The sequence below is a fragment of the Micromonospora sp. CNZ286 genome, assembly GCF_014207755.1.
In genome coordinates, this window is sequence record NZ_JACHIZ010000001.1 from 5,877,843 (window position 1) to 5,902,697 (window position 24,855).

Here is a 24,855-nt window from a genome sequence, read left to right on the forward strand (position 1 = left end):
CGCCCCACCGGCCCGCCGGCTCAGTCGAACAACCGCCTGATCACGGTGCGGGCGGCGGCCTCCGGGTCGTCGCCCACCCGTGGCGGCAGCGCGCCGGAGAGCCAGAGCGTGGCGAAGCCGTGCACGATCGACCAGGCCGCGAGCGCGTCCGCGTCCGGCTCCCGCCCGGTGTGCCGGGCCACCCCCTCGCGCAGCACGTCGCCGGAGCGGGCGCGGGCGGCGACCAGCTCCGGGTCGTCGGCCCGGTACAGCTCGGGCCGGAACATGACGTCGAAGTGCGCGCGGTGCCGCACCGCGAACCCGACGTAGGCCACGCCGGTGTCGAGCAGGTCGTCCCCGGCCTGCCGCAACGCGTCGGCGAGCAGGTCGAAGCCCTGCGTGGCGAGCGCGGTGAGCAGCCCGGCCTTGTCGCCGAAGTGGTGCGCGGGCGCGGCGTGCGAGACGCCGGCGCGCCGGGCCAGCTCGCGCAGGCTCAGCGCGGCCGGCCCGGACTCGGCGATCGCCTCGGCCGCGGTGCTCAGCAGGACGCGGCGGAGGTCGCCGTGGTGATACGAGGCCATGCCGTCACCCTAACTTGTCATTGACAAGATGGCACCCGTCGACGCAATCTTGTCAGCGACAAGATTTTCGTCGGAGGGATCGACAATGGCACCCCTGATCGCACTCCTCGCCGGCACCGCGCTGGCCCGGATCGCCGGCCTGCTCGGTGTGGACGCCCTGGACGGGTGGCACCCCGCGCTGCGGGTCGGGCTGGCGCTGATGTTCGTGCTGACCGGCGTGGCCCACTTCGCGTCCCGCCGGGCCGACCTGATCGCGATGGTCCCGCCGTCGCTGCCCCGGCCCGGCCTGCTGGTCACAGTCACCGGCGTGCTGGAACTCGCCGGCGCGCTCGCCCTGCTGTTCCCGGCCACCGCGCGCCCGGCTGCGGCCGGTCTGGTGCTGCTGATGCTCGCCATGTTCCCGGCGAACGTGTCCGCAGCTCGGCGTCACCTCACGCTCGCCGGCCGCCCGGTGACGCCGCTCGGCGTCCGTACGGTGCTCCAGGTCGTCTTCGTGGCCGCGGCGCTGGCGGTCGCCCTCGGCGGATGAGCCGACGGCAGGCCCGGCCGGGACGGCCCCGGCGGGGACGCGGCTCAGGCCCGGGACGGCTCCGCCTCGGCGGGCGGGGACTCCCCGGTCTCCTCGTGGCGCACCGTCGGCAGGCGCAGGCAGGCGACCAGGCCGATCAGGAGGAACCCGGCGCCCGCGAAGGCCGCGTACCTGGTGGCGTCGGAGAACGCCTGCTTCGCCTCCTCGGCGATCGGGGCGGTACGCGGGTCCGCCGCCAACCCGGTGATCGCCGCACCGGCGCTCTCCTTGACCGCGCTCACCACCTGGTCCCGCTGGACCGGGGTGAGTCCGGGCTGGTCGGCCAGGCGGTCGCCGAGGATCCCGCCGAGACCGGCGAAGAGCACGGTGCCGAGCACCGCGATGCCGAGCGCGGAGCCGACCTGCCGGGCGGTGCTCTGCAGGCCCGAGCCCTGGCCGCTGAGGCGTACCGGCACCTGCGACAGCGAGACGCCGGTGAGCTGGGCGGTGGCCAGGCCGACGCCGACGCCGTACACGAACAGGAAGCCCAGCGGCGCCCACCAACTGGTGTCCGGCGCGACCACGAACCCGAGCCCGGCCACGCCGACCAGTTCGGCGGCCACGCCGAGCTGGACCACCCGGGCCGCGCCCCAGCGCTGGGTCAGCGGCGCGCCGATGCCGCTGGCCAGGAAGCTGCCGACGGCGAGCGGCAGCAGCGCCAGGCCGGTTCGGAAGGCGCTGTAGCCGAGCACGTTCTGAAACCACAGCGGCAGCGCGAACAGCAGGCCGAACTCGCCCAGGCTGACGATCGCGGCGGCCAGGATGCCATTGCGGAACGAACCGATGCCGAACAACGACAGGTCGAGCAGCGCCGGGCGGCCGGCCCGGTTGCGGCGTACCTGCTGGGCCAGGAAGATGCCGAGCGCAACGAGACCCACCAGCGCGGCCACCGGCACCGGCGAGATCGACGCGGTCCAGTCCAGCCCGAACAGGCGCAACGGCCGCTCCCGTTCCCACCAGCCGTAGGTGCGGCCCTCGATCAACGCGAAGACCACGCCGGTCATGCCGACCACCGAGAGCAGCGCGCCGAGCAGGTCCAGCCCGCGCTCGGCCCGCTCGTCGCGGGACTCGGCCACGAGCACGAGCGTCGCGACGATCACGGCCAGGCCGACCGGCACGTTGATGCCGAAGGCCCACCGCCAGGAGTACGTGGTGGTGAGCCAGCCGCCGAGCAGCGGCCCGAGCGCCGCCGCGCCACCGATCGTGGAGCCCCAGACGGCGAACGCGATGCCCTTCTCCCGGCCGGTGAAGTTGGCGTTGAGCAGGGAGAGCGAGGTGGGCAGCATCATCGCCCCGCCGACGCCCTGGAGCACCCGGGAGGCGATGAGCGTCTCGCCGGAACCGGCGAGCGCCGCGAGCACGCTCGCGACCACGAACACGGTGACGCCGACGAGGAACATCCGCCGCCGCCCGGACCGGTCGGCGAAGCGACCGGCGACCAGCAGCAGCGCCGCGAAGACCAGGGTGTACGCCTCCTGCACCCACTGCGCGTCGGTGGAGGTGATGTCGAGGTCCCGGATGATCTGCGGCACCGCGACGTTCACGATCGTGGCGTCCACGATGATCATCGCTACGCCGAGGCTGATGGCCAGCAGCCCGAACCAGCGTCCGCGCCCGTCGCCGCGCATCTCGCCCTCCTTTTAGCTAGATTTTCTAGCTACCCGAGATGCTAGCTTTATCCTGTGGAAGGGGTGCCGTCAACCGGAGAGCCCGCGCCGGGTCCGCCGCCGAGCAGCGAGGCCTCCCGCGCGCTGCGCGACGTGCTGCGGATCGCGGGTGACACCCGGGCCGCGCTGGCCCGCCGCCTGGGCCTCAACGCCACCGACGCCGCGGCGATCGACCACCTGGTCTCCAGCCCGGAGCCACTGGGCCCGGTGGAACTGGGCAACCGGCTCGGCATCCGGTCCGCCTCGGCGACCACGCTCGTCGACCGGCTCGTGCAGGCCGGTCACGTCGCCCGGACCCCGCACCCGCACGACAGGCGGCGACTCAGCCTCCAGGTGACCGAGAGCGCTGTGAGCGAGGTGCTGGAGGCGCTGCGCCCGATGCTCGTCGGCGTCGACCGGGCGGTCGCCCGGCTCACGCCCGAGCAGGCCGAGGCCACCACCGCGTTCCTGCGCGAGGTCACCGAGGTGATGCGGGAGTACGTCGCCACCGCCCCCGACGAGCCGTCCCGGGCACGCGCCGACCGCGGCTGAGGAGATTCTCAGAAATAGTTTGGGGCCTGATGGTTCGGGAGCTAATCTGACGCTCGTGAACATGGGCCCGCTCGTCCGCTTCCCCGACGCGTTGCACCACGCGCCACTCGGCCGGCTGATCTCGATCGCCGGTCACGTCGTCGAGCAGCACTGGGGGCGTTACCTGGCCGAACACCACGGGCTCACGTCCGCCGGCATGCGGGTCCTGATGATCCTCCTCCGTTCCGGCGACGTGAGCCACCGAGAAATGGCCGAGCTGTGCTTCGTCCGGCCCGCCACGCTCACCGGCATCGTGGACACGCTGGAACGCGACGGCTTCGTCAGCCGCCGTCGCGACCCGGAGGACCGCCGCACGGTCCGGCTCACGCTGACCGACAAGGGCGGCGAGCACGCCCGCGCCATCATCGACATGATCCACAGCGACCGGCCGTTGACGTCGGTCGACGCCGACCCGGCCAACCGGGCGGTGATCCGCCAGTTCCTGATCGAAATCATCACCGGCATGTCCGACGGGGACCTCCGTCGGTTGAACCGGGACAGCGAGTCCGACACCGAGCCGCCAACGGGGAGCCATCCGTGTTGATCCGCCTGCTCCGCTCACATCTGCACCCGTACCGACGATGGCTGGCCGCCGTGGTGGCCTTCCAGTTCGTCGGCACCATCGCCTCGCTCTACCTGCCCAGCCTGAACGCCGACATCATCGACCGGGGCGTCGCCGTCGGCGACACCGACCAGATCCTGCGTACGGGCGGGTGGATGCTGGTGGTCAGCCTGCTCCAGATCGCCTGTTCGATCGCCGCCGTCTACTTCGGCGCGAAGACCGCGATGGCGTTCGGCCGCGACGTACGCGGCTCGATCTTCCGCCGCGTCAACAGCTTCTCCGCCCGCGAGGTCGCCCGGTTCGGAGCGCCGTCCCTGATCACCCGCAACACCAACGACGTCCAGCAGGTGCAGATGCTGGTGCTGCTGAGCTGCACCATGCTGGTGGCCGCGCCGATCATGAGCGTCGGCGGCGTGGTGATGGCGCTGCGCGAGGACGTCGGGCTCTCCTGGCTGATGCTGGTCTGCGTACCGGTGCTCGCAGTCGCGCTGGGCCTGATCATCCGCCGGATGGTGCCGGGCTTCCGGCTCATGCAGACCCGGATCGACACCGTCAACCGGGTGCTCCGCGAGCAGATCACCGGCATCCGGGTGGTCCGGGCGTTCGTCCGTGAGCCGTACGAGACCGACCGGTTCCGGGTCGCGAACACCGACCTGACCACCACCGCGCTGCGGATCGGACGGCTCCAGGCGCTGATCTTCCCGATCGTGATGCTGGTGCTGAACGTCTCCAGCGTCGCGGTGCTCTGGTTCGGCGCAGCACGGGTCGACTCCGGTCAGATCCAGGTCGGCGCGCTCACCGCGTTCCTGCAATACCTGATGCAGATCCTGATGGCGGTCATGATGGCCACCTTCATGCTGATGATGGTGCCCCGGGCGGCGGTCTGCGCCGAGCGCATCGAGGAGGTGCTGGACACCGACTCGTCGGTGGTGCCGGCAACCGACCCGGTCACCGAGGTCACCGGCCGCGGCGAGCTGGAACTACGCGGCGCCGGATTCCAGTACCCGGGCGCCAGCGCGCCGGTGCTGCACGACATCTCGTTCCGCGCCGAACCTGGCCGGACCACAGCGATCATCGGTTCCACAGGCGCCGGCAAGACCACGCTGCTCACGCTCATCCCCCGGCTGGTCGACCCGACCGCCGGCGCGGTCCTGGTGGACGGCGTGGACGTACGGGACCTGGCCCCGGACGAGCTGTGGCGGCGGATCGGGCTGGTGCCCCAGCGGCCGTACCTGTTCACCGGCACCGTCGCCAGCAACCTGCGCTACGGCAACCCGGACGCCACCGACGCGGACCTGTGGGCCGCGCTGGAGATCGCCCAGGCGCGTGACTTCGTCACCGAGATGCCGGGCGGGCTGGAGGCGCCGATCGCGCAGGGCGGCACCAACGTCTCCGGCGGCCAGCGGCAACGCCTGGCCATCGCCCGCGCGCTCGTCCGCAAGCCGGAGATCTATCTCTTCGACGACTCCTTCTCCGCGCTCGACCTCGGCACGGACGCCCGGCTGCGGGCCGCCCTCAAGCCGGTCACCGCGGACGCGGCGGTGGTGATCGTGGCCCAGCGGGTCTCCACGATCATCGACGCCGACCAGATCATCGTGCTCGAGGACGGGGGTGTCGTCGGGATGGGACGACATGAGGAACTGCTGGAGAGCTGCCCCACGTACGCCGAGATCGTCGCGTCGCAGCAGACGGCGGAGGTGGCCGCGTGAGCGCGCCGACCGGGGGGAACAGCGGGACGCCACCGGTTCCGCAGCAGAAGAACGAGCCGACGCGGCTGCCGCCGGCCGGACGGCGCCCCGCTGGCGGCCCGCCGCACATGAGCATGGGCATGCCGGCCGAGAAGGCGATGAACTTCGGGCCGTCGGCACGCCGGCTGCTGGCACGGCTGCGGCCGTACCGGCTTCAGCTCACCGGCGTGCTCGCGCTGGCCCTGGCCAGCGTCGGGCTCAGCGTCATCGGGCCGAAGGTGCTCGGCCACGCCACCGACATCATCTTCAGCGGGGTGATCGGGCGGCAGCTTCCGCCCGGCACCACCACCGAGGCGGCGGCGGAGGCGGCCCGCGCCGAGGGCAACGGCAACTTCGCCGACATGCTGGCCCGGATGGACGTGATCCCGGGCACCGGCATCGACTTCGACGCGCTGGGCCGGGTACTGGCGTTCGCCGTCGTGCTCTACGTCGGCGCGAGCATGCTCCAGTGGGCGCAGGGCTGGGTGCTCAACGGCGTGGTGCAGCGCACCGTGCTGACGCTGCGCGCCGACGTGGAGGAGAAGCTCAACCGGCTGCCGCTGCCCTACTTCGACAAGCAGCCCCGCGGTGAGCTGCTGAGCCGCGTCACGAACGACATCGACAACGTGTCGCAGACGCTCCAGCAGACGCTGAGCCAGTTGCTCACGTCGCTGCTCACCGTCGTCGGCGTACTCGGGATGATGTTCTGGATCTCGCCGCTGCTGGCTGTCGTCGCGCTCGTCGCGGTGCCGATGTCGGTGGTGGTCACCAGCCTGATCGCCAAGCGGTCGCAGGGCAAGTTCATCGCCCAGTGGAAGCACACCGGCGAGCTGAACGGCCAGATCGAGGAGGCGTACACCGGGCACGAGCTGGTCAAGGTCTTCGGCCGGCAGAAGGAGGTCGAGGCCGCCTTCCACGCCAAGAACGAGGAGCTGTTCCGGGCCGGCTTCGGCGCGCAGTTCGTCTCCGGGCTGATCATGCCGGCGATGTTCTTCATCGGGAACCTCAGCTACGTCGCGATCGCCGTGGTCGGCGGCCTGCGGGTGGCGTCGGGCTCGATGAGCCTCGGTGACGTGCAGGCGTTCATCCAGTACTCGCGGCAGTTCACCCAGCCGCTCACCCAGGTCGCGTCGATGGCCAACCTGCTGCAGTCCGGGGTCGCCTCGGCCGAGCGGGTCTTCGCCGTGCTCGACGCCGACGAGCAGAGCCCCGACCCGGCCGAGCCGGCCCGGGTCGCCGACCCGCACGGGCGGGTCGAGTTCGAGCACGTCTCCTTCCGGTACGACCCGGAGAAGCCGCTCATCGACGACCTGTCGCTGGTCGCCGAGCCGGGTCACACGGTCGCCATCGTCGGTCCCACCGGCGCCGGCAAGACCACACTGGTCAACCTGGTCATGCGGTTCTACGAGCTGGACGCCGGGCGGATCACGCTGGACGGGGTGGACATCTCCACGATGCGCCGCGACGACCTGCGCGGCCGGATCGGCATGGTGCTCCAGGACACCTGGCTGTTCGGCGGGACCATCCGGGACAACATCGCCTACGGCCGGCCGGACGCCACCGAGGAGGAGATCCTCGCCGCCGCCCGGGCGACCTTCGTGGACCGGTTCGTCCGCAGCCTGCCGGACGGCTACGACACGGTGATCGACGAGGAGGGCAGCAACGTCAGCGCCGGGGAGAAGCAGCTCATCACCATCGCTCGGGCGTTCCTGGCCGAGCCGTCGCTGCTGATCCTGGACGAGGCGACCAGCTCGGTGGACACCCGGACCGAGGTGCTGCTCCAGCGCGCCATGGCGGCACTGCGCTCGGACCGGACGAGCTTCGTCATCGCGCACCGGCTCTCCACCATCCGCGACGCCGACCTGATCCTGATGATGGAGCAGGGCCGGATCGTCGAGCAGGGCACCCACGACCAGCTCGTCGCCGCCGGTGGCGCGTACGCCCGGCTCTACCGGGCGCAGTTCAGCGGCGCGGTCATCGAGGACGAGGTGCCCGCGCCCGCCCCGGCTAGCCCGCCCGGGATGCGTGCCGGCGCCGGCACGCCGGTCGGGAACTGACGTGGACCCGGCCACAGGTCCGGCACCGGTCCCCGTCCGGGTGCCTCACCGGCACCCGGACGGGCCGGGGTCAGGCCGGGAGCAGCGCCGCCGACCGGCTCGCGACCACCGCGCCGATCAGGCCCAGCGCCTCGGCGGCGGGCATCGGGTCGAGCACCCGGCCGTCGCGCAGGCGCAGCGAGACCGAACCGTCGGCCGCCTCCCGGGGGCCGAGGACCCCGGTGTACGGGACGCGGCGGCGGGACGCGTCCCGGATCCGGGCGCCGAGCGAACCGGCGTGGTCCACCTCGGCCCGCAGCCCGGCCGCCTCGGCCCGGCGGGCCAGCCCGACGGCCGCGTCGGCCTGCGCCGCGTCCACCGGGAGGAGCAGCAACTGCACCGGGGCGTACCAGGCGGGGAACGCGCCCTCGTGCACCTCGATCAGGTACGCGAACAGCCGCTCCATGCTGCCGACCAGGCTGCGGTGCACCATCACCGGCCGTTTCCGGCGGCCGTCCGAGTCGGTGTACGACAGGTCGAACCGCTCCGGCTTGTCGAAGTCGAGCTGGACGGTGGAGATGGTCGACTCCCGGCCGGCCGCGTCCACGATCTGAATGTCGATCTTCGGGCCGTAGAACGCGGCCTCCCCCGGCGCCTCGACGACGTCCACCCCGTCGAGCGCCGCGCGGAGCAGTTCCTCGGCCCGCGCCCAGCCGGCGTCGTCGCCCACGTACCGCTGACCCGGCCCGCGCAGCGACAACCGCAACCCGGCGGGACGGACGCCGAGCGCGGCGTGCGCCTCTCCGATCAGCCGCAGGATCTCGCGGACCTCGTCACCGACCTGCTCCAGGGCGCAGAAGTTGTGCGCGTCGTTGAGCGAGATGGCGCGCACCCGGGACAGCCCGCCGAGCACCCCGGAACGCTCCGCCCGGTACATGCCGCCCAGCTCGGCGACCCGCAGCGGCAGCTCCCGGTAGGAGCGGCCGCGGGCGCGGAACACCAGCGCGTGGTGCGGGCAGAGCGCCGGGCGCAGCACGAACTCGTCGTCGGCGCTCAGCCGCATCGGCGGGAACATGTCGTCGGCGAAGTAGCCCAGGTGCCCGGACAGCTCGAACAGCTCCCGCTTACCGAGCGGCGGCGAGTAGACGTGCCGGTAGCCGGCCCGGCGTTCCAGCTCCCGGACGTACTCCTCGACGGCGTGCCGGGCGGCGGCGCCGGCCGGCAGCCAGATCGGCAGCCCGGCGCCCGCGAGCGGGTCGGAGACGAACAGCTCCAGGTCCCGGCCGAGCCTGCGGTGGTCGATCATGTCGCTCTCCTTGATCGGGTACGACCCGGAGGCGAGCAGGCCCGGAACGCCGCGAGGCCCCGGAGCGGATCGCCCCGGGGCCTCGTCGACGGAAACGTCAGTGCGGCGCGCCGGGAACACCCGGCGTCGTGGTCACTACCGCGCTGCGCATGCCCGAACGATAGGCACGCGGGTATCGACGGCGCATCTGAGTTTCGGAGAGTGGGTGCGGGTCGCCGGCACGGGACCTGCCGGCGACCCGCGGCGGCCCGGGCATCGGGAACGGGGGACCCGACGGCTCCGGTGCCGCGTCCGACCAACGGTACGCCGGGAATCGACGACGCGCCGCCCCGCCCCGGCGCGTATGCCCCGGTGACCCGTCACTCGCGGGCGGGCCGCCTCGTTTCACATCTACGGCCTGCCGGTGTCGGCTGTCACCGTGCGGTGGGGCCGGTGGTGGTGACGCCGGGCACGGCGTCAGGCTCGATCCGGTCGAACGGAGAACTCCGGCGAGGTGGCGGTCGTGGCCGAACTCATCTCTGACGTCGCGTCGCCCATGTGGGCGTACGCGCTGCTGCTGATCCTGCTGATCGCCGACGCCTTCGTCCCGGTGGTGCCGACCCAGCTCGTCATGATCACCAGTGGGGCGCTGACGGTGTACGGCGGGCTCAGCCTGCCGCTCACCATCGCGGTCGGCGCTGCCGGTGTGTTCATCGGTGACCTGGCCTGCTACCTGATCGGCCGCAGCACGCCGACCCGCCGCGCGGCACGCGCCACGCCACCCGGACGGGCACGCCGCGCCGTCACCCGGGTCACCCGTGGGCTGCGCGAACCGGGGCCAATGGTGATCCTGCTCTGCCGTTTCGTACCCGGCGGCCGGATGGCGGCCTGCTTCTCGGCCGGGCGCAGCCGCTACCCGTACCGCCTGTTCCTGCCGTACGAGGCGGCGGCGGCGCTCGCCTGGTCCAGCTACGGCACGCTCGTCGGCCACCTGGGCGGTACGGCGCTGACCCACTCGGCGTGGCGGCTGCTGCTGATCGGTGGGGTGGCCGCTGCGGGGTTCGCGCTGGCCGGGTGGGCGATGACCTGGATCAGCAGCACCCGGCAGACCCGCGCCGAGGCCACCGCCGACTCCGCCGGCAGCTGACCCCCGAGCACCTGATCGACGTAAAGGAAGCACAGGCCATGAGCGACGCGGCGAGATGGCACGACGTCAAGGCCAGGGCCCGGCGAATCGATCCTTCGTGGGACGACGCCGAGCGCGCGGCTCGGCGCAGACATCTCAGGGAGCAGATGCTGGCATCGATCGCCGCCGCGCAACCGGCGGGAGACCGGGCGGACGATCCACCTCGACCCGACCTCACCTGACGCGGTTCTCGGGGGGCCGGTAGGGGACGACCCGGGGAGCGAACTGGGTGGTGGTCCCGGATCCGTCTGGGGCGGTTCCGGCGACAGGCTGGCCGTATGCCTGGAACGCGGAGCAGCGGCCTGCTGGCCCTCGGCGGGATCGTCCTGGCGGCGGTGCTCGCGATGGTCGGTCATCTCGAGGTGAGCGACGACCTGGATCCCTGGTCGCTGACCGTCAGCGACTTCGCCGTCTCCGACCGGGGCGGCGTCATCGACACCGCGATGGCGGTGCTCGCGGCGGCCAGCCTGGTCCTGCTGCCGTCGCTGCGCCGGGCCGGTGCGGGCCGCGTGCCGCTCGCGCTGCTGACCGCCTGGTCGGCCGGGCTGCTGGCCGCCGCCGTGGTGCCCACGAACGAGCCGGGCACGCCCATGGACACCGCTGCGTACGTGCACCGGTACGCCTCGGTGCTGTCGTTCCTGGCCCTGCCGGTGGCCGGCTGGCTGCTCGCCCGTCACCCGGTCGCCGGAGCCGCCGCCTGGCTGCGCGGACTGACCGTGGCCAGCCTGGTGCTGGCGGGCGCGATGATCTGGTCCGCCTACCCGGGCGACCGCGCGCTGCTCGGCCTGATCGAGCGCCTCCTCATCCTCACCGAGACAGCCGTCATAACCACCCTGGCCCTGCACGCCACCCTGAGCCCCAGGACCAGCGCCGTCGATCATGCAGTTGCGACCCCGCACGGACCGGGCATACCGGTCGGATCGGGGGCCACAACTCCATGATCGACGAATGCCTGCGAACGGCTGCTACTCCAGCTCGTGGAGCATGAGCTGGCGGGCGGCCTCGGTGATGGAGCCGGACAGGCTCGGGTAGATGGTGATGGTGTGCGCCAGCTCGTTGACGGTGAGGTTGTTCTCCACCGCCATCGTGATCGGCAGGATCAGCTCGCTGGCCTTCGGCGCCACCACCACGCCGCCGATCACCTGGCCGCTCGCCGGCCGGCAGAACAGCTTGACGAAGCCGTCGGCCAGGTCGTCCATCTTCGCCCGGGCGTTGCCGGACAGCGGCAGCATCACCTGGCGGGCCGGGGTCTTGCCGGCGTCCACCTCGTCCTGGGAGACGCCGACGGTGGCCAGCTCCGGGTCGGTGAAGACGTTCGCCGCGACGGTACGCAGCCGCAGCGGCCGGACCGCCTCGCCCAGCGCGTGCCACATGGCGATCCGGCCCTGCATGGCCGCGACGCTCGCGAGCGGCAGCACGCCGGTGCAGTCGCCCGCCGCGTAGATGCCCGGCACGTTGGTACGCGAGACCCGGTCGACAGTCACGTAACCGCCCCGGGCCAGCTCCACGCCGTACTCGGCCAGGCCCAGGTCAGCGGTGTTCGGGATCGAGCCGACAGCGATCAGCGCGTGCGATCCGGTGACCTGGCGGCCGTCGGAGAGCACCACCTCCACCCCGTCGCCGACACGGCGGACCGCCTCGGCGCGGGAGTTGTTCAGGATGCTCATGCCCCGGTTGCGGAACACCCGCTCGATCGCCGACGCGGCGTCGGCGTCCTCGTGCGGCATGACCCGGTCCCGGCTGGACACGAGCGTGACCTTGACGCCCATGGCGAGGTACGCGCTGGCGAACTCGGCACCGGTCACACCGGAACCGACCACGATCAGGTGCTCGGGCAGCTCGGGCAGGTCGTACACCTGGCGCCAGGTCAGGATGCGCTCGCCGTCCGGTACGGCGGTGGGCAACTGGCGGGGGGTCGCGCCGGTCGCGACGAGCACCGTCGACGCGGCGATGGAGTATTCGGCGCCACCGTCGGCCGGGGTGACGATCACCCGGTGGGTGTGGCCGAGCGTGTCCTCGCCGAGCCGGGCGGTGCCGGCGACGAACTCGACGCCGGCCTTGACGAGCTTGGTGTGGATGTCGGCGGACTGGGCCAGCGCGAGCCGCTTGACCCGCTCGTGCACCGCCCGCGCGTCGACGGTGACCGCCTCCAGGCCGTCGGAGTGCACCCCGAACTCCTCGGTGTCCCGGTAGCCGGTGACCACCTCGGAGCTGGCGATGAACGTCTTGGAGGGCACGCAGTCGGAGAGCACGCAGGCGCCGCCGGCGCCCTCCGCCTCGACCACTGTGACATCGGCGTCCAGCTGTGCGGCGACCAGAGCCGCCTCGTACCCGGCCGGCCCGCCGCCGATGATCACGATCTGGCTCACAGAGCCATCCCTTCGTCGAAGCTCACAGTGACTTTCTTCTCCCCGTCCCGTCCGACACGCACTGTCGTATTCTCCCCCACCCGTCGGCCGGGCTATCGTCGTCGCCGTGCGTCTCTACGCTGCTTACGGCTCGAACCTGGACCCCGCCCGCATGCGCGCCTACTGCCCGCATTCGCCGATGGTGGGCACCGGCTGGCTTGAGGGGTGGCGGCTCACCTTCGCCGGCGAGGACGTCATCGGGTGGGAGGGCTCGGTCAGCACCGTGGTCGAGTCCCCCGGTGACCGGGTGTTCGTGGCGCTCTACGACATCCACCCGTACGACGCCGCGCAGCTCGACGAGATCGAGGGCGTGACGGCCGAGACGTACCGCAGGCTGACCGTCCGCGTCTCGACGCTCGACGGCGACGTGACCGCATGGGTCTACGTGTTCGACGGGTACGAGGGCGGGCTGCCCACGGCGTGGTACCTCTCGGAGATCGCGAACGCCGCGGAGAAGGCGGGCGCGCCGGACGACTACGTCACCGAGCTGCGGTCCCGCCCCACCGGCACCGCGTCCGCGTAGCGCGTCTCCCACACCGACAGTCTGCGCCGCGCGGCCCTACGGGCGCTCGGCGACCCCGGTACGCGGGTGCCGGGTCACACCCGCGAGGCGGGCACACTCCGCTCGTACATGTCGGTCCAGCGCTCCTCCACCAGCCCGACGGAGCGGTAGAGCGTGACCGGCGCGGTCGGGTTGGCCAGGTCGACGCCCAGCCCGGCCCCGGCGCGGCCCTTCGCCGCGTAGACCGCGAAGGCCCGGCGCAGCAGCGCCGCACCCACCCCGCGACGCCGGTACGCGGGCAGCACCGACAGCGTCCGCACCCACCCGAGGTCCTGGTCGAGCGCCTGGTCGGAGGACTGGAGCGCACCGGCCGGCTCGCCGTCGACCTCGGCCAGGAACCACTCGTCCCAGACCTTGCCGTACGACGGCAGCAGCTCCCGCCACTGCTCGAAGTCGAGCGGGTCGTGGTCCGGGGTGTCCCGGAACGCGGTGTCGTAGATCCGGTGGAACAGCCGCAGGTCGCTCTCGTCGTCGGCGCGCAGCGGCCGCACCGTCACCCCGGGCGGGGGCGCCGGCTCGGCGGGCAGGTCGGCGAACGAGCGACTCATCCGGATGTAGCGCTTGATCCGGGTGAACCCGGCCTCGGTCAGCTCACCGGCCCAGCGGGTCTCCGGCGCGTACACCCCGGTGCGCGCGGTCAGCGCGGGCAGGCCGCGCTCGGCGGCCCGCTCGGCGACGCGTTCCAGCAGCCGGGCAAGCAGCGGCGCGCGCAGGTCGGCGCCGCGGTCGGGGTCGACGAGGACGTCCACCCACTCCCGGCCCACGCCGCTCGGGTTGGCCAGGATCGACCAGGCCACCGCCGTACCGTCCGGGTCGGTGACCAGCCAGGAGTCCCGGTCCGGGTCGACGAACGGCGCGGTCAGCGCGGACCGCACGTCCTCGTCGTCGAAGTCCGGGTAGCCCACGGCGAAGGTGTCGGAGGCGTGCACCACCGCGAGGATCGCGGGCACGTCGTCGAGGGTCGGGCGGCGGGCCGACCAGCCGGCGGGGAGCGTCACGGGCCAGATCCTGGCAGCCGGACCGGCCGGATCGCCTCCCATTTATCCGCCGCGGGCGCGTAGCCGCGCGGCGCCGAGCAGACCCAGCAGCTCAGCGCCCTCGGCCGCGTCCAGCGCGCGGAACGCCGCCGACGCCAGCCGGTCGGTCACCGCCTCGGCCCACAGCCGGCGCCGCACCAGCGGCCCGACCGGCGGGTACGGGGGCACCCAGCCGCACGCCGCAGCGCCCGCCTCGCCCTCCGGCCCGGCCAGCACCGCCTCCAGCGGCGTCAGCCCGGCCGCGCGCACCGCCAGCAGGTACGCCCCGGCGAAGTGCTCGCGCAGCAGCAGCATGCCGACAGCCGCCCGCGCACCCGGGGACGGATCGGGCACGGGCATGGCCCGCCAGGCGGCGAACAGTGGCATGCCGCTGCCGTCCGCCGCGTCGACCGCCCGGCCCAGCAGCGCGGCGAGCCGCGACGACTCGTCGCCGTCGCCCAGCCGGGCGGTGCCCCACCGGCAGCACTCGGCCAGGTTGGCGGCGGCCACCTCCAGCGGCGGGACGGTCCGCGCGGCGGCGTCCCAGCCGTCCGTGACCGCCTCCGGCGCGATGAAGCCGAGCGCCGCGGCCACCGTCTCGGCGCGGACGTCGCCGAGCGCACCGGCCCGCCCGGTGATGTAGAAGGCCCATCCGGAGATGCCCAGCAGCCGCGCCCGGCGCAGCGTGGACGGGCAGCGGGCGAACGCCTCCCCGAGTTCGAGCACCAGCGGTTTGCAGGCGGCGGCGAGCTGTTCCGGAGTCATCGGCCGCCCGTCACCGTCACTCCACCGAAGCCATTCATCACGCTCAGTCTGCCGCGTGGTCACCGGTGTCGGCATCCCCCTCTTCGGCGTCGAGCGCCTCCAACACGGCCTCCACCTCGCCGGCGCGGCGCCGGGCCGCTGTGACCGCCCGTTCCGCGCCCCGGCGGGCCAGCCGGGCCCGGCTCAGCTCCTGCTCGGCGACGGCCCGGCGACGCTCCAGCTCGGCCAGCTCGGTCTCGATCCGGTCCAGCGTCGCGGCGCCGTCCCGCTCGGCCGCGTCGGCCGTCGCCAGCTCCTTCTCGGCCCGGTCCAGGTCCGCGCGGGCCCGGGTCAGCTCCCGGGTCGCGGTCCGCCGCCGCCCGGCCCGTTCGGCCCGCGCCGCCCGCTCGTCGCGGGCCCGGCGCGCGTCGGCCCGCTCGGCCGCCCGATCCGGTACGACAGGCGCCTCCTCGCCCCCTGTCACGAGCCGGAGCTGGGGGCGGGGCACCTCGCCGAACCCGGCGTAGTGGCTGGCCCGCAGCAGGCGTCCGGCGCGTACCTGCTCGGCCACCTCGGTGTCCGACAGCGCGGCGTTGAGTGTCGCCTCCACCTCGCCCAGCGGCAGCTTCCCGGCCGGGGGCGCGGCGGGTTCGGCGGCGGCCAGCCGGCGTACCTCCGCCACCAGCGCGCCCACGACGGCGCGCCGCTGCGCGGAGAGTTCCCGCAGCGTGCCGCCGCGCAGGTCGCGTTGCGCGGCGCGCAGCGACTCGGCGAGCTGGGTGAGGTCGGCGACCAGCTCGGGACGGCGGATCGCCAGCAGGTTGACCAGCCACGCCGCCACTGTGGGCCGGCGAAGCTTGCCGATCTCCCGGGCGGTACGCGGGTCGCCGGACTGCCGCGCCTGCGCGACGGCGGCGTCCCGGGCCGCCACGAACCGGTCCGGCGGCGTGGCGTAGAGCTGCCGGACCACCTCCGCGGGCACCTCGGCCATGCTCAGGCGTCGATCCGGGTGCCCGGCTCCAGACGGCGGTAGTCGGTGTTGGACATCGCCGTGTACTGCCGGTCCAGCACACCGAAGCCGTTGTCGTTGAGCAGCCCGTCGTGCAGTGCGTACGCCCGGCGCGGCGCGACCGCGCGGATGAAGTCGAGCACCTCGGAGAACTTCGACCAGGGCGCGTGAATCGGGGCGAACAGCGTGTCGACCTGCACGTCGTCGGGCACGAACAACGCGTCGCCCGGGTGGTACACCACGTCGGCGAAGAGGTAGCCGATGTTCTGGATCACCGGGATGTCCGGGTGGATGACCGCGTGCTGCCCGCCGTACGTCCGCACCGGCGTCCCGGCGACTGTGAGCGACTGTCCGGGCTCGACCGTCACCAGCGCCTCGGCGGCGTCGCCGAGCACCCCGGCGAGCGAGGCGGGACCGTGCACCGGCACCGGCCGCCGCTCCAGCGCCCGGGTCAGCGCGGCGACGTCCACATGGTCCGGGTGCTCGTGGGTGATCAGCACCGCGTCGGCGCCGTCCAGCGCCGCCGGATCGCTGAAGACACCCGGGTCGACGACGAGCACCGCACCGTCGTGCTCCAGCCGGAGACAGGAGTGGGCGTATTTGGTCACCTGCATCGTGACTCCTCGATTATCGAATCGTGATGTCCTCAGCGCAGTCTGCCGGAACCGGCGCGACCACGCGTCACGTCCGAGGTATCGGTCCCGGCAGTCGGGGCCGTCGACGATCGGAGTACGGGGTATGGGCGGACGACGACTCCGGGGCGTGGCCCTGGTGGCTGTGGGTCTGATAGCGGCACTGGGTGTGGGCGCCTGCGGCGCGGGCGGGGACTCCGGCAGCGACTCGGCCGCGCCGGCGGCCGACGGGGGCGCGGGGCGCGAGCAGGCCGCCGAGGGCGGCGCGGACAGCGGTGGCGCGGATCGCGACCAGGCCGCTCCGGGCGGCACCGGTGGCGCTGACCTGCGGGTCGACCAGCGGTCCATCATCTACACCGGAACCATGCAGGTCCGGGTGGACGATGTGGAGGCCGCCGCACGGGAGGCGACCACAGCAGTGACGGCGGCCGGCGGATTCGTCGGCGCGGACCGGCGGTCGAGCCGGGCCGCCGAGGCGCGGGCGGCGCTGACGCTGCGCGTGCCCGCGGACCGGTTCGCCGCGGTGATCGACCGGCTCGCCGGTCTCGGCCGGCAGGAGCGCCGGGAGATCCGCACCGAGGACGTCACCGAGCAGGTGGTCGACCTGGACGCCCGGATCGCCACCCAGCGTGCGCGGGTGGAGAGTTCCCGCAAGCTGCTGGCCCGGGCCACGTCGGTGGACGAGCTGGTCCGGCTGGAGAACGAGGTGGGCACCCGGCAGGCGGACCTGGCCGCGCTGGAGGCCCGCAAGCGCCGGCTCGCGGACCTGACCTCGCTGTCCACCATCACCGTGACGTTCCTCGGTCAGGACGCCAGCACCGCCGAGGAGGAGGCCGACCTGGGCTTCCTGGCCGGGCTGGGCGGCGGCTGGACGGCGTTCCTGGCCTCGGCCCGGGTCCTGCTCACAGTGCTCGGCGCGGTGCTGCCGTTCGCGGTCGTGATCGGCGTACCGCTGTGGTTGCTGCTCCTGTGGCGGCGCCGGGTGCGGGCCCGGCGGACGCCGCCGCCCGGCCCGAACCCGGCGGCGCCGATGCCGCCGGGGCCGCTCGGCGGTCCGGTCAGCGCGACGCCGCCAGTGCCCGCAGCGCGGTCTGGACCATGAGGCGTACGCCGGCCTCGATGGCGCGCTCGTCCACGTCGAACGAGGCCCGGTGCAGGTCCACGTTGGGACCGCTGCGACCGACGCCGAGGCGGGCGAGCGCGCCCGGCACGTGCTCCAGATACCAGGAGAAGTCCTCGCCGCCCATGCTCTGCGGCGTCTCGGCGATGCCGTCGGGGCCGAGCGCCGCGGCGGTGGCCGCGGTGAGCACACCGATGGCGCGGGCGTCGTTCGTCACCGGGGGCCGGCCGCGCAGGTATTCCAGGTCGACTGTGGCGCCGGTGGGCGCGAGCACGTCCCGCACCACCTGAGCGACGATCTTGGGCGCCTGGTCCCAGGTGTCGCGGTCCATCACGCGCAGCGTGCCGGCCGCGCACGCCTCGGACGGGATGACGTTGTAACGGGTGCCGGCCGAGGCGTGGCCGAACACCAGCAGCAGCCCGCTGTTGGCCGGCACCCGGCGGCTGATCAGCGTCGGCACCTCGGTGACCAGCCGGCCGAGCGCGTCCACCAGGTCGACGGTCAGGTGCGGGCGGGCGGTGTGCCCGCCGGGCCCGGTGAGCCGGACGGTGACGTTGTCGGCGGCGGCGGTGATCGGCCCGACCCGCAGGCCGACCTTGCCCACCGGCAGGTTCGGGTCGCAGTGCAGCGCGAAGATCTGCACCACGTCGTCCAGGCCACCGGCCTCGATGACCTCCAGCGAGCCGCAGGGCAGGATCTCCTCGGCCGGCTGGAAGATCAGCCGGACCCGGCCGTCGAGGCGGCCCGTGTCGGCGAGCTGGGCCAGCAGCATGCCGACGCCGAGCATCACCGACGTGTGCACGTCGTGGCCGCAGGCGTGGCAGACGCCCTCCACGGTCGAGCGGTACGGCACGTCCTTCGGGTCGCTCAGCGGCAGCGCGTCGATGTCGGCGCGGAGCGCGATCACCGGGCCGTCCGGGCGTCCGTCGATGTCGCAGATGACGCCGTTGCCCTTTGGCAGCAGGCGCGGCTTGAGACCGGCGAGGGACAGCTCACGGTGCACCAGCGCGGCCGTCTCGAACTCCTCGCCGGACAACTCCGGGTGGGAGTGGATGTGACGGCGCGTTTCGATGAGGCCGGGTACGCGCAGCGCGAGCAGATGGTCGAGCTCGAAGGGCAGGGGCTGGTAACCGGTCGGCGCCTCGGGCCGGGACGACGACAGCAGGCCGCCGGAAGGCAGCGTCAACGCACTCGTCACGTCGAATTCTCGATCACTAGAAGTGGATGGATCTTCGGGTCGGACAGCAGACAGCCTAGACCTCCGGCGGTGACGCTGCGCAACATCTTTCGCGTAGCGGTCGGACCGCGCAGCGTCACGAATGCCCTGGTGAGAGGGCTCGAATATCTGCGGGACAGCAGGTAGATCGCGGTCGAACGCCGTCATCCGCCTCCCACCTCCTACAACGCGTAACCGTTTCATCGGTCACAAATAACGACCCGTCGTTCCGAATTGTCGCATTAGTCGCGGCAATTAACTGCCGCTCCGACAATTGCACGACAACTGTCGGCTGCCGGAAGACTCCCGACGGTGACACGAGCGTCCGACCGCCGACCGCACACGCTGTCCGTCCCGTTCACCCGATCCGGTTACCCGAATCGCCGAATCGCACACGCGAAGGCGGCCCGCGCCGCACACCGAGGGTGTACGACGGGGCCGCCTCCGGAACAGTTTCAGAACCGGTCGCTGGGCCGGTAGATCCCCCACACCTCGCGCAGCGTCCCGCAGACCTCGCCGACCGTGGCGCGGGCGCGCAGCGCCTCCTTCATCGGGTAGAGCACGTTGGTGTCCCCCTCGGCGGCGGCGCGCAGCTCCGCCAGGGCCCGCTCGACCGCGCCGGAGTCCCGCTCCGCGCGCAGCCGGGCCAGCCGCTCCCCCTGCGCCGCCTCGATCGACGGGTCGACCCGCAGCGGCTCGTACGGCTCCTCCTCGTCGATCCGGAACCGGTTGAGCCCGACCACCACCCGCTCACCCGAGTCGATCTCCTGGGCGATCCGGTACGCGGACTGCTCGATCTCCCGCTTCTGGAACCCGGCCTCGATCGCGTCCACCGCCGAACCGTGGTCGAAGACCCGGTCCATCAGCTCGGTGGCGGCCGCCTCCACCTCTGCGGTCATCGCCTCCACCACGTACGACCCGGCGAACGGGTCGACGGTGGCGGTCAGGTCCGTCTCGTACGCCAGCACCTGCTGGGTCCGCAGCGCCAGCCGGGCCGCCTTCTCGGTGGGCAGCGCGATGGCCTCGTCGAAGCTGTTGGTGTGCAGCGACTGGGTGCCGCCGAGCACGGCGCCGAGGCCCTGCACCGCCACCCGGACCAGGTTCACCTCCGGCTGCTGGGCGGTGAGCTGCACGCCGGCGGTCTGGGTGTGGAACCGCAGCATCATCGACTTCGGGTTCTTCGCGCCGAACTCGTCGCGCATCAGCCGGGCCCAGATGCGCCGGGCCGCGCGGAACTTCGCGACCTCCTCCAGCAGCGTGGTGCGGGCCACGAAGAAGAACGACAGCCGGGGCGCGAAGTCGTCGACGGCCAGCCCGGCGGCGAGCGCCGCGCGGACGTACTCCACGCCGTTGGCGAGCGTGAACGCGACCTCCTGCGCGGGCGACGCGCCGGCCTCGGCCATGTGGTAGCCGGAGATGGAGATGGTGTTCCACTTCGGCACCTCGGCCCGGCAGTAGGCGAAGGTGTCGGCGACCAGCCGCAACGAGGGCTTCGGCGGGAAGATGTACGTCCCCCGGGCGATGTACTCCTTGAGGATGTCGTTCTGGATCGTGCCGTTGAGCGCCGCGCCGGGCACGCCGTTCTCCTCGGCCACGAGCTGGTAGAGCAGCAGCAGCACCGAGCCGGGCGCGTTGATGGTCATCGAGGTGGAGACCTTGTCCAGCGGGATGCCGCCGAACAGCGTGCGCATGTCCTCGATGGAGTCGATGGCGACGCCGACCTTGCCCACCTCGCCGTGCGCGATCGGGTCGTCCGAGTCGTACCCCATCTGGGTGGGCAGGTCGAACGCGACGGACAGGCCCATGGTGCCGGCGCGAAGCAGCTGGTGGTAGCGCGCGTTGCTCTCGGTCGCGGTGCCGAACCCGGCGTACTGTCGCATGGTCCAGGGCCGGGACGTGTACATCGTCGGGTAGACCCCGCGGGTGTACGGGAACTCGCCCGGCTCGCCCAGCCGGGCGTCCAGGTCCGCCGGAAGGTCTGCCGCCGTGTAGACGCCCTGGATCGGGAAACCCGACTCGCTTGACCGCGCATCGCTCATTACCGGATGGTAGGACGCGCAGACCGCCTGGTGGGTGAGGGATACCGCACACCTCGCGGCGGCGACCCACCGGAGGTGAGCGACCGACCACATACCGTCGAGTAGGTAAACGCCCGCCGCGTCGGGTTTCGCATCGGGCGTCGGAACCAGCAAGATAGAGGGGTTGTGTCCCAGCCCCCTCGATATCCCCCGGTGGCTTTTCTGTGACTCAGATTCCGACGTGGAGCGGCGGACCGGCCAGTCCCCCCACTGGACGCGCGGCGCCCGGCACCACCATCGGTGGTCGCTACTCGCTGCGCTCCCCGGTGGGCAACGGAGGCATGGGCACGGTCTGGCGGGCCACAGACACGTTGCTGCGCCGTGATGTGGCGGTCAAGGAGGTCGTCCTCCCGCCGGGGCTCGCCCCGAGCGACCGCGACGCGCTCTACGAACGGACGCTGCGGGAGGCCCGTGCCGCCGCCGCGATCCAGCACCCGGCAGTGGTGCAGGTCTACGACGTGGTCACCGAGGGTGGCCGCCCGTGGATCGTGATGGAACTGCTGGACGCCCGCAGCCTGGCCGACATGGTGATCGAGGACGGGCCGGTCGCGCCGCGCGCCGTCGCCAAGATCGGGATCGCGCTGCTCGGCGCGCTGGAGGTGGCGCACGCGATCGGCGTGCTGCACCGCGACGTGAAGCCGGCCAACGTGCTGATCTGCACCGACGGCCGCTGCGTGCTCACCGACTTCGGCGTCGCCCGGATGCCCACCGACGTGCAGCTCACCACGCCCGGCATGGTGCTCGGCTCGCCGCACTTCATCTCGCCCGAGCGGGCGATGGGCCAGGAGTTCGGGCCGCCGAGCGACCTGTTCTCGCTCGGCGTGACGCTCTACACAGCGGTCGAGGGCCGGCCCCCGTTCGACAAGGGCGACCCGATCGAGACCATGCACGCCGTGGTCGAGGACCCGCCCGCCACGCCGCAGCGCAGCGGCCCGCTGACCGGCGTGCTGATGGGGCTGCTGGAGAAGGACCCGGCCCGCCGGATGGACGTGCACCGGGCCCGCGCCAACCTGCGCGAGCTGCTCGCCGGGCCGCTGACCAGCACCGCCACAGCCGTCAACTCGGTCACCGACCCGTACGCGGTGGTGCCGGTGCCGCGCCCGACCACGCCGCCGGCGATCGCGGCGGAGCCGAAGCCGAGCGGGCAGATCGGCGGCCGGGCGATGATCGGCCCGGACGAGTCGCTCACCGACCGGCTCGCCGCGCTGCGCCGCGGGGATCGGCCCGCCGGCGAGAAGCCCGCGGCGGGTGCCGCCGCGCTCGACGAGACCAGCGCCGACGCGCTGGCCGGCCCGCTGCACACCCCGACCGGCGCGATGTCCGGGCCGGGCACGCCGGAGGCCACCCAGCGCATCTCGCCGGACGCCACGGTGCGGCTCGGCCAGGGCGCCGGAGCGGACGCGACCCAGGCGGTGCCGACCGCCTACGGCCGCACCGTCGACGCCACCCAGCCGGTGTACGGCGGCAACCAGTGGTCGGTGCCCGGCACCGGCCAGCCCTGGACCACAGCGGCCACCTCGCCACCGGCCGCCGGTGGTGGCGGCGCGGTCGGCGGCGCCAAGGGCCTGCTCGGGCGCGTGAAGGCGTGGCCGCGCAAGATCCAGCTCGCCGCCGCCGGTGGTCTCGCCGTGGTGCTGCTGGTGAGCGTGATCGCGCTGACCAGCGGCGGCGACGACGCTCCCCCGCCGATCGTGGGCGCGCTGCCGTCGAACTCGGCCGCCGCCTCGCCGGTGGAGATGCAGGAGCAGACCGTCAAGGGCGTGACCATCCAGGTGCCGAAGGGCTGGCAGCGGCAGACCGGCGGCCTCTACGTCGACTACGTCGACCCGGAGGACGAGGGCCGCAAGGTGCGGGTCATCGCCGAGGCGTGGGGCGGCACCTCGATCAGCTGGGCCGAGTTCGCCTCGCGGAACCTGAAGAAGAACAGCACCAAGAGCAAGACCTGCCCCGCCCCCTACACCGAGGTGTCGGTCTCCGAGCAGCCGCTGGCCGGGCAGACCGCCGGCCAGCTCGAATACACCTGCGGCGAGGGTGAGTCCATGCGCCACGGCATCTGGCGGGGCGTGGTCAAGGACGGCAAGGTCTACTCGTTCTACCTCTCCTCGACCGACGCGCGGTTCGCCGAGAGCAAGCCGATCTTCGACGCGATGGCCGGCTCGTTCCAGCTCACGGCGGCCAACTGAGTCGAGGCCGACGGCCAGTGGTGATCCGCCGCCGTGCTTTCATGAGGCAATGGCGGCGGAAACCACTGACCTTGACGACCTTCGCGTACGCGCCGAGCGCTGGCTCGCCGACGACCCGGACCCGGACGACCGCGTCGAGCTGCGCACGGTCCTCGACGGGCTGCCCGGCACGGCGGCCGACCTGGCCGACCGGTTCGCCGGCCCGCTGACGTTCGGCACCGCCGGGCTGCGCGGCCCGCTGCGGGCCGGGCCGAACGGCATGAACCTCGCCGTGGTCACCCAGGCCGCCGCCGGGCTGGTCGGCTGGCTCGCCGCCCAGGGCGGCGAGGGCCCGCTGGTGATCGGGTACGACGCCCGGCGCGGCTCCCGTGCCTTCGCCGAGCGCACCGCACAGGTGGCCACCGGTGCTGGCCGCCCGGCGCTGCTGCTGCCCCGGCCGCTGCCCACGCCCGTGCTGGCGTTCGCGGTCCGGCAGCTCGGCGCGGTCGCCGGGGTGATGGTCACGGCCAGCCACAACCCGCCGCAGGACAACGGATACAAGGTCTACCTGGGCGCGCAGCTCGGCGGTGAGCTCGGCGCCGGCGCGCAGATCGTGCCGCCCGCCGACGCCGGCATCGAGGCGGCCATCCGGGCGGTCGGCCCGCTCGCGGCGGTGCCGCTCGGCCCGGCCGGTCAGGTGCTCGGCGACGACATGGTGACCGCGTACGTGGAGCAGGCCGCCGCGGTGGTGGACCCGGCCGGACCGCGGGACCTGAAGGTGGCGTACACGCCGCTGCACGGGGTTGGTGGCGTGGTGCTGACCGCCGCGTTCGCGCGCGCCGGTTTCGGCGTTCCAGGCGTGGTGCCCGAGCAGGCCGAGCCGGACCCGGCGTTCCCGACCGTGAGCTTCCCCAACCCGGAGGAGCCGGGCGCGGTGGACCTGCTCGTCGCGCTCGCCGACCGCACCGGCGCCGACCTCGCCGTCGCCAACGACCCGGACGCGGACCGCTGCGCGGTGGCCGTACGCGACGCCGGGTCCTGGCGGATGCTGCGCGGCGACGAGGTGGGCGCGCTGCTCGCCGACCACCTGATGCGGCGCGGCGTGACCGGCCTGTATGCCACCACGATCGTGTCGTCGGCGCTGCTGCGGGCCATGGCGGCGGCCCGGGGCCTGCCCTACGACGAGACGCTCACCGGGTTCAAGTGGATCGTGCGGGCCGGCGGGGGCCGGGAGCCGCTGGTGTACGGCTACGAGGAGGCGCTGGGCTACTGCGTCGCGCCGGGTCACGTCCGGGACAAGGACGGCATCACCGCCGCGCTGACGGTCGCCGAGCTGGCCGCCGGTCTCAAGGCCGAGGGCCGTACGCTCCTCGACCGGCTGGACGAGCTGGCAGCCGAGTTCGGCGTGCACCACACCGAGCAGCTCTCGGTCCGGGTGGAGGACCTGCGGGTGATCGCGGACTCGATGGCGCGGATCCGGGCGGCCACCCCGACCACGCTGCTCGGGCAGCCGGTGACCGAGGCGTCCGACCTGCTCCCCGACGCGGACGTGGTGATCCTGCGCACCGGCGCGGCCCGGGTGGTGATCCGGCCGTCCGGCACCGAGCCGAAGCTCAAGGCGTACCTGGAGGTGGTGGAGCCGGTGACCGGCGGCGACGTGCCCGCGGCCCGGCAGCGCGCGCGGGCCGCCGTCACCGAGCTGCGCAACGAGATCGCCGCCGCCCTGGGCCTCTGACCCCTGGTGCAA

The 24,855-nt window shown here is 73.1% G+C and carries 22 protein-coding genes; 12 read left to right on the forward strand and 10 right to left on the reverse strand.

Annotated elements, in window-relative coordinates:
• Positions 1–20: 20 nt before the first annotated feature.
• Positions 21–560: a TetR/AcrR family transcriptional regulator gene (locus tag FHX31_RS26040; protein ID WP_114919445.1), complete on the reverse strand. Its 540-nt coding sequence runs from the start codon at positions 558–560 to the stop codon at positions 21–23.
• A gap of 85 nt (positions 561–645) precedes the next feature.
• On the opposite strand from FHX31_RS26040, the gene FHX31_RS26045 reads away from it, so the two are divergent.
• The gene (locus FHX31_RS26045; RefSeq protein WP_013284030.1) at positions 646–1,089 is read left to right on the forward strand and encodes a DoxX family protein; all 444 of its coding nucleotides are present in this window, start codon (positions 646–648) and stop codon (positions 1,087–1,089) included.
• Between the two features lie 44 nt (positions 1,090–1,133).
• Here the strand turns inward: FHX31_RS26045 and FHX31_RS26050 are convergent, their stop codons facing one another.
• The gene (locus tag FHX31_RS26050; protein WP_145754380.1) at positions 1,134–2,756 is read right to left on the reverse strand and encodes a DHA2 family efflux MFS transporter permease subunit; all 1,623 of its coding nucleotides are present in this window, start codon (positions 2,754–2,756) and stop codon (positions 1,134–1,136) included.
• A 54-nt stretch (positions 2,757–2,810) separates the two neighbouring features.
• On the opposite strand from FHX31_RS26050, the gene FHX31_RS26055 reads away from it, so the two are divergent.
• From FHX31_RS26055 to FHX31_RS26070, 4 genes are all read left to right on the forward strand, one after another.
• A complete protein-coding gene (locus FHX31_RS26055; protein ID WP_013284028.1) occupies positions 2,811–3,326 on the forward strand; it encodes a MarR family winged helix-turn-helix transcriptional regulator in 516 nt (171 codons plus the stop codon).
• Between the two features lie 61 nt (positions 3,327–3,387).
• Positions 3,388–3,909, forward strand: coding sequence for a MarR family winged helix-turn-helix transcriptional regulator (locus FHX31_RS26060; RefSeq protein WP_030270693.1), 522 nt, complete (start codon positions 3,388–3,390; stop codon positions 3,907–3,909).
• On the forward strand, positions 3,903–5,636 hold the full coding sequence (locus FHX31_RS26065) for an ABC transporter ATP-binding protein (protein ID WP_013284026.1): 1,734 nt from the start codon (positions 3,903–3,905) through the stop codon (positions 5,634–5,636). The genes FHX31_RS26060 and FHX31_RS26065 overlap by 7 nt, the downstream gene beginning before the upstream one ends.
• Positions 5,633–7,711 carry an ABC transporter ATP-binding protein gene (locus FHX31_RS26070; RefSeq protein WP_184977359.1) on the forward strand — a complete coding sequence of 693 codons (2,079 nt, stop codon included), beginning with the start codon at positions 5,633–5,635 and terminating at the stop codon, positions 7,709–7,711. Before FHX31_RS26065 ends, FHX31_RS26070 begins: the two co-directional genes overlap by 4 nt.
• Before the next feature lie 70 nt (positions 7,712–7,781).
• Here FHX31_RS26070 and thrS read toward each other — a convergent pair whose 3' ends face one another.
• On the reverse strand, positions 7,782–8,996 hold the full coding sequence (gene thrS, locus FHX31_RS26075) for a threonine--tRNA ligase (RefSeq protein WP_091330214.1): 1,215 nt from the start codon (positions 8,994–8,996) through the stop codon (positions 7,782–7,784).
• Between the two features lie 502 nt (positions 8,997–9,498).
• Here thrS and FHX31_RS26080 point away from each other — a divergent pair.
• The 3 genes from FHX31_RS26080 to FHX31_RS26090 all read left to right on the forward strand — a co-directional run bounded on the left by FHX31_RS26080 (position 9,499) and on the right by FHX31_RS26090 (position 11,102).
• Entirely contained in the window at positions 9,499–10,122 is a 624-nt protein-coding gene (locus FHX31_RS26080) for a DedA family protein (RefSeq protein ID WP_013473989.1), read from the forward strand.
• Between the two features lie 38 nt (positions 10,123–10,160).
• Positions 10,161–10,343, forward strand: coding sequence for a hypothetical protein (locus tag FHX31_RS26085; RefSeq protein ID WP_141722566.1), 183 nt, complete (start codon positions 10,161–10,163; stop codon positions 10,341–10,343).
• Between the two features lie 96 nt (positions 10,344–10,439).
• Complete coding sequence (locus FHX31_RS26090; protein ID WP_013473988.1) at positions 10,440–11,102, forward strand: DUF998 domain-containing protein; 663 nt, start codon at positions 10,440–10,442, stop codon at positions 11,100–11,102.
• 24 nt (positions 11,103–11,126) lie between these two features.
• Here FHX31_RS26090 and FHX31_RS26095 read toward each other — a convergent pair whose 3' ends face one another.
• The gene (locus FHX31_RS26095) at positions 11,127–12,530 is read right to left on the reverse strand and encodes an NAD(P)H-quinone dehydrogenase (RefSeq protein ID WP_013284021.1); all 1,404 of its coding nucleotides are present in this window, start codon (positions 12,528–12,530) and stop codon (positions 11,127–11,129) included.
• Between the two features lie 106 nt (positions 12,531–12,636).
• On the opposite strand from FHX31_RS26095, the gene FHX31_RS26100 reads away from it, so the two are divergent.
• A complete protein-coding gene (locus tag FHX31_RS26100; RefSeq protein WP_013284020.1) occupies positions 12,637–13,092 on the forward strand; it encodes a gamma-glutamylcyclotransferase in 456 nt (151 codons plus the stop codon).
• 74 nt (positions 13,093–13,166) lie between these two features.
• On the opposite strand, the gene FHX31_RS26105 is transcribed toward FHX31_RS26100, so the two are convergent.
• Genes FHX31_RS26105 through FHX31_RS26120 form a run of 4 tightly spaced genes read right to left on the reverse strand, consistent with a single transcriptional unit; the run spans position 13,167 to position 16,514 of the window.
• Positions 13,167–14,129: a GNAT family N-acetyltransferase gene (locus FHX31_RS26105; protein ID WP_013473987.1), complete on the reverse strand. Its 963-nt coding sequence runs from the start codon at positions 14,127–14,129 to the stop codon at positions 13,167–13,169.
• A gap of 42 nt (positions 14,130–14,171) precedes the next feature.
• The gene (locus FHX31_RS26110; protein ID WP_184977360.1) at positions 14,172–14,912 is read right to left on the reverse strand and encodes an SCO6745 family protein; all 741 of its coding nucleotides are present in this window, start codon (positions 14,910–14,912) and stop codon (positions 14,172–14,174) included.
• Positions 14,913–14,955: 43 nt separating this feature from the next.
• Positions 14,956–15,882: a hypothetical protein gene (locus tag FHX31_RS26115; protein ID WP_013284017.1), complete on the reverse strand. Its 927-nt coding sequence runs from the start codon at positions 15,880–15,882 to the stop codon at positions 14,956–14,958.
• A 2-nt stretch (positions 15,883–15,884) separates the two neighbouring features.
• A complete protein-coding gene (locus FHX31_RS26120) occupies positions 15,885–16,514 on the reverse strand; it encodes an MBL fold metallo-hydrolase (RefSeq protein WP_013473986.1) in 630 nt (209 codons plus the stop codon).
• A gap of 124 nt (positions 16,515–16,638) precedes the next feature.
• Between FHX31_RS26120 and FHX31_RS26125 the strand changes: the two genes are divergently transcribed.
• Positions 16,639–17,634 (forward strand): DUF4349 domain-containing protein, encoded by a 996-nt coding sequence (locus tag FHX31_RS26125; protein WP_184977361.1) that lies wholly within the window; start codon positions 16,639–16,641, stop codon positions 17,632–17,634.
• On the opposite strand, the gene FHX31_RS26130 is transcribed toward FHX31_RS26125, so the two are convergent.
• Entirely contained in the window at positions 17,591–18,850 is a 1,260-nt protein-coding gene (locus tag FHX31_RS26130) for an amidohydrolase (RefSeq protein WP_123109765.1), read from the reverse strand. The two genes, FHX31_RS26125 and FHX31_RS26130, sit on opposite strands and share 44 nt — an antisense overlap.
• A gap of 473 nt (positions 18,851–19,323) precedes the next feature.
• Positions 19,324–20,907, reverse strand: coding sequence for an acyl-CoA mutase large subunit family protein (locus FHX31_RS26135; RefSeq protein WP_013473985.1), 1,584 nt, complete (start codon positions 20,905–20,907; stop codon positions 19,324–19,326).
• Positions 20,908–21,110: 203 nt separating this feature from the next.
• Here FHX31_RS26135 and FHX31_RS26140 point away from each other — a divergent pair, with 203 nt between their 5' ends.
• The gene (locus tag FHX31_RS26140) at positions 21,111–23,129 is read left to right on the forward strand and encodes a serine/threonine-protein kinase (protein ID WP_114919440.1); all 2,019 of its coding nucleotides are present in this window, start codon (positions 21,111–21,113) and stop codon (positions 23,127–23,129) included.
• A gap of 49 nt (positions 23,130–23,178) precedes the next feature.
• A complete protein-coding gene (locus FHX31_RS26145) occupies positions 23,179–24,843 on the forward strand; it encodes a phospho-sugar mutase (protein ID WP_091330216.1) in 1,665 nt (554 codons plus the stop codon).
• The last annotated feature ends 12 nt before the right edge of the window (positions 24,844–24,855 follow it).

Bases quoted from the DNA above. Each gene is read 5' to 3' on its own strand.
- FHX31_RS26045 (WP_013284030.1), top strand. From the start codon at position 646: ATGGCACCCCTGATCGCACTCCTCGCCGGCACCGCGCTGGCCCGGATC.
- FHX31_RS26145 (WP_091330216.1), top strand. From the start codon at position 23,179: ATGGCGGCGGAAACCACTGACCTTGACGACCTTCGCGTACGCGCCGAG.
- FHX31_RS26060 (WP_030270693.1), top strand. From the start codon at position 3,388: ATGGGCCCGCTCGTCCGCTTCCCCGACGCGTTGCACCACGCGCCACTC.
- FHX31_RS26110 (WP_184977360.1), bottom strand. From the start codon at position 14,912: ATGACTCCGGAACAGCTCGCCGCCGCCTGCAAACCGCTGGTGCTCGAA.
- FHX31_RS26050 (WP_145754380.1), bottom strand. From the start codon at position 2,756: ATGCGCGGCGACGGGCGCGGACGCTGGTTCGGGCTGCTGGCCATCAGC.
- thrS (WP_091330214.1), bottom strand. From the start codon at position 8,996: ATGATCGACCACCGCAGGCTCGGCCGGGACCTGGAGCTGTTCGTCTCC.
- FHX31_RS26040 (WP_114919445.1), bottom strand. From the start codon at position 560: ATGGCCTCGTATCACCACGGCGACCTCCGCCGCGTCCTGCTGAGCACC.
- FHX31_RS26115 (WP_013284017.1), bottom strand. From the start codon at position 15,882: ATGGCCGAGGTGCCCGCGGAGGTGGTCCGGCAGCTCTACGCCACGCCG.
- FHX31_RS26085 (WP_141722566.1), top strand. From the start codon at position 10,161: ATGAGCGACGCGGCGAGATGGCACGACGTCAAGGCCAGGGCCCGGCGA.
- FHX31_RS26090 (WP_013473988.1), top strand. From the start codon at position 10,440: ATGCCTGGAACGCGGAGCAGCGGCCTGCTGGCCCTCGGCGGGATCGTC.
- FHX31_RS26125 (WP_184977361.1), top strand. From the start codon at position 16,639: ATGGGCGGACGACGACTCCGGGGCGTGGCCCTGGTGGCTGTGGGTCTG.
- FHX31_RS26135 (WP_013473985.1), bottom strand. From the start codon at position 20,907: ATGAGCGATGCGCGGTCAAGCGAGTCGGGTTTCCCGATCCAGGGCGTC.
- FHX31_RS26120 (WP_013473986.1), bottom strand. From the start codon at position 16,514: ATGCAGGTGACCAAATACGCCCACTCCTGTCTCCGGCTGGAGCACGAC.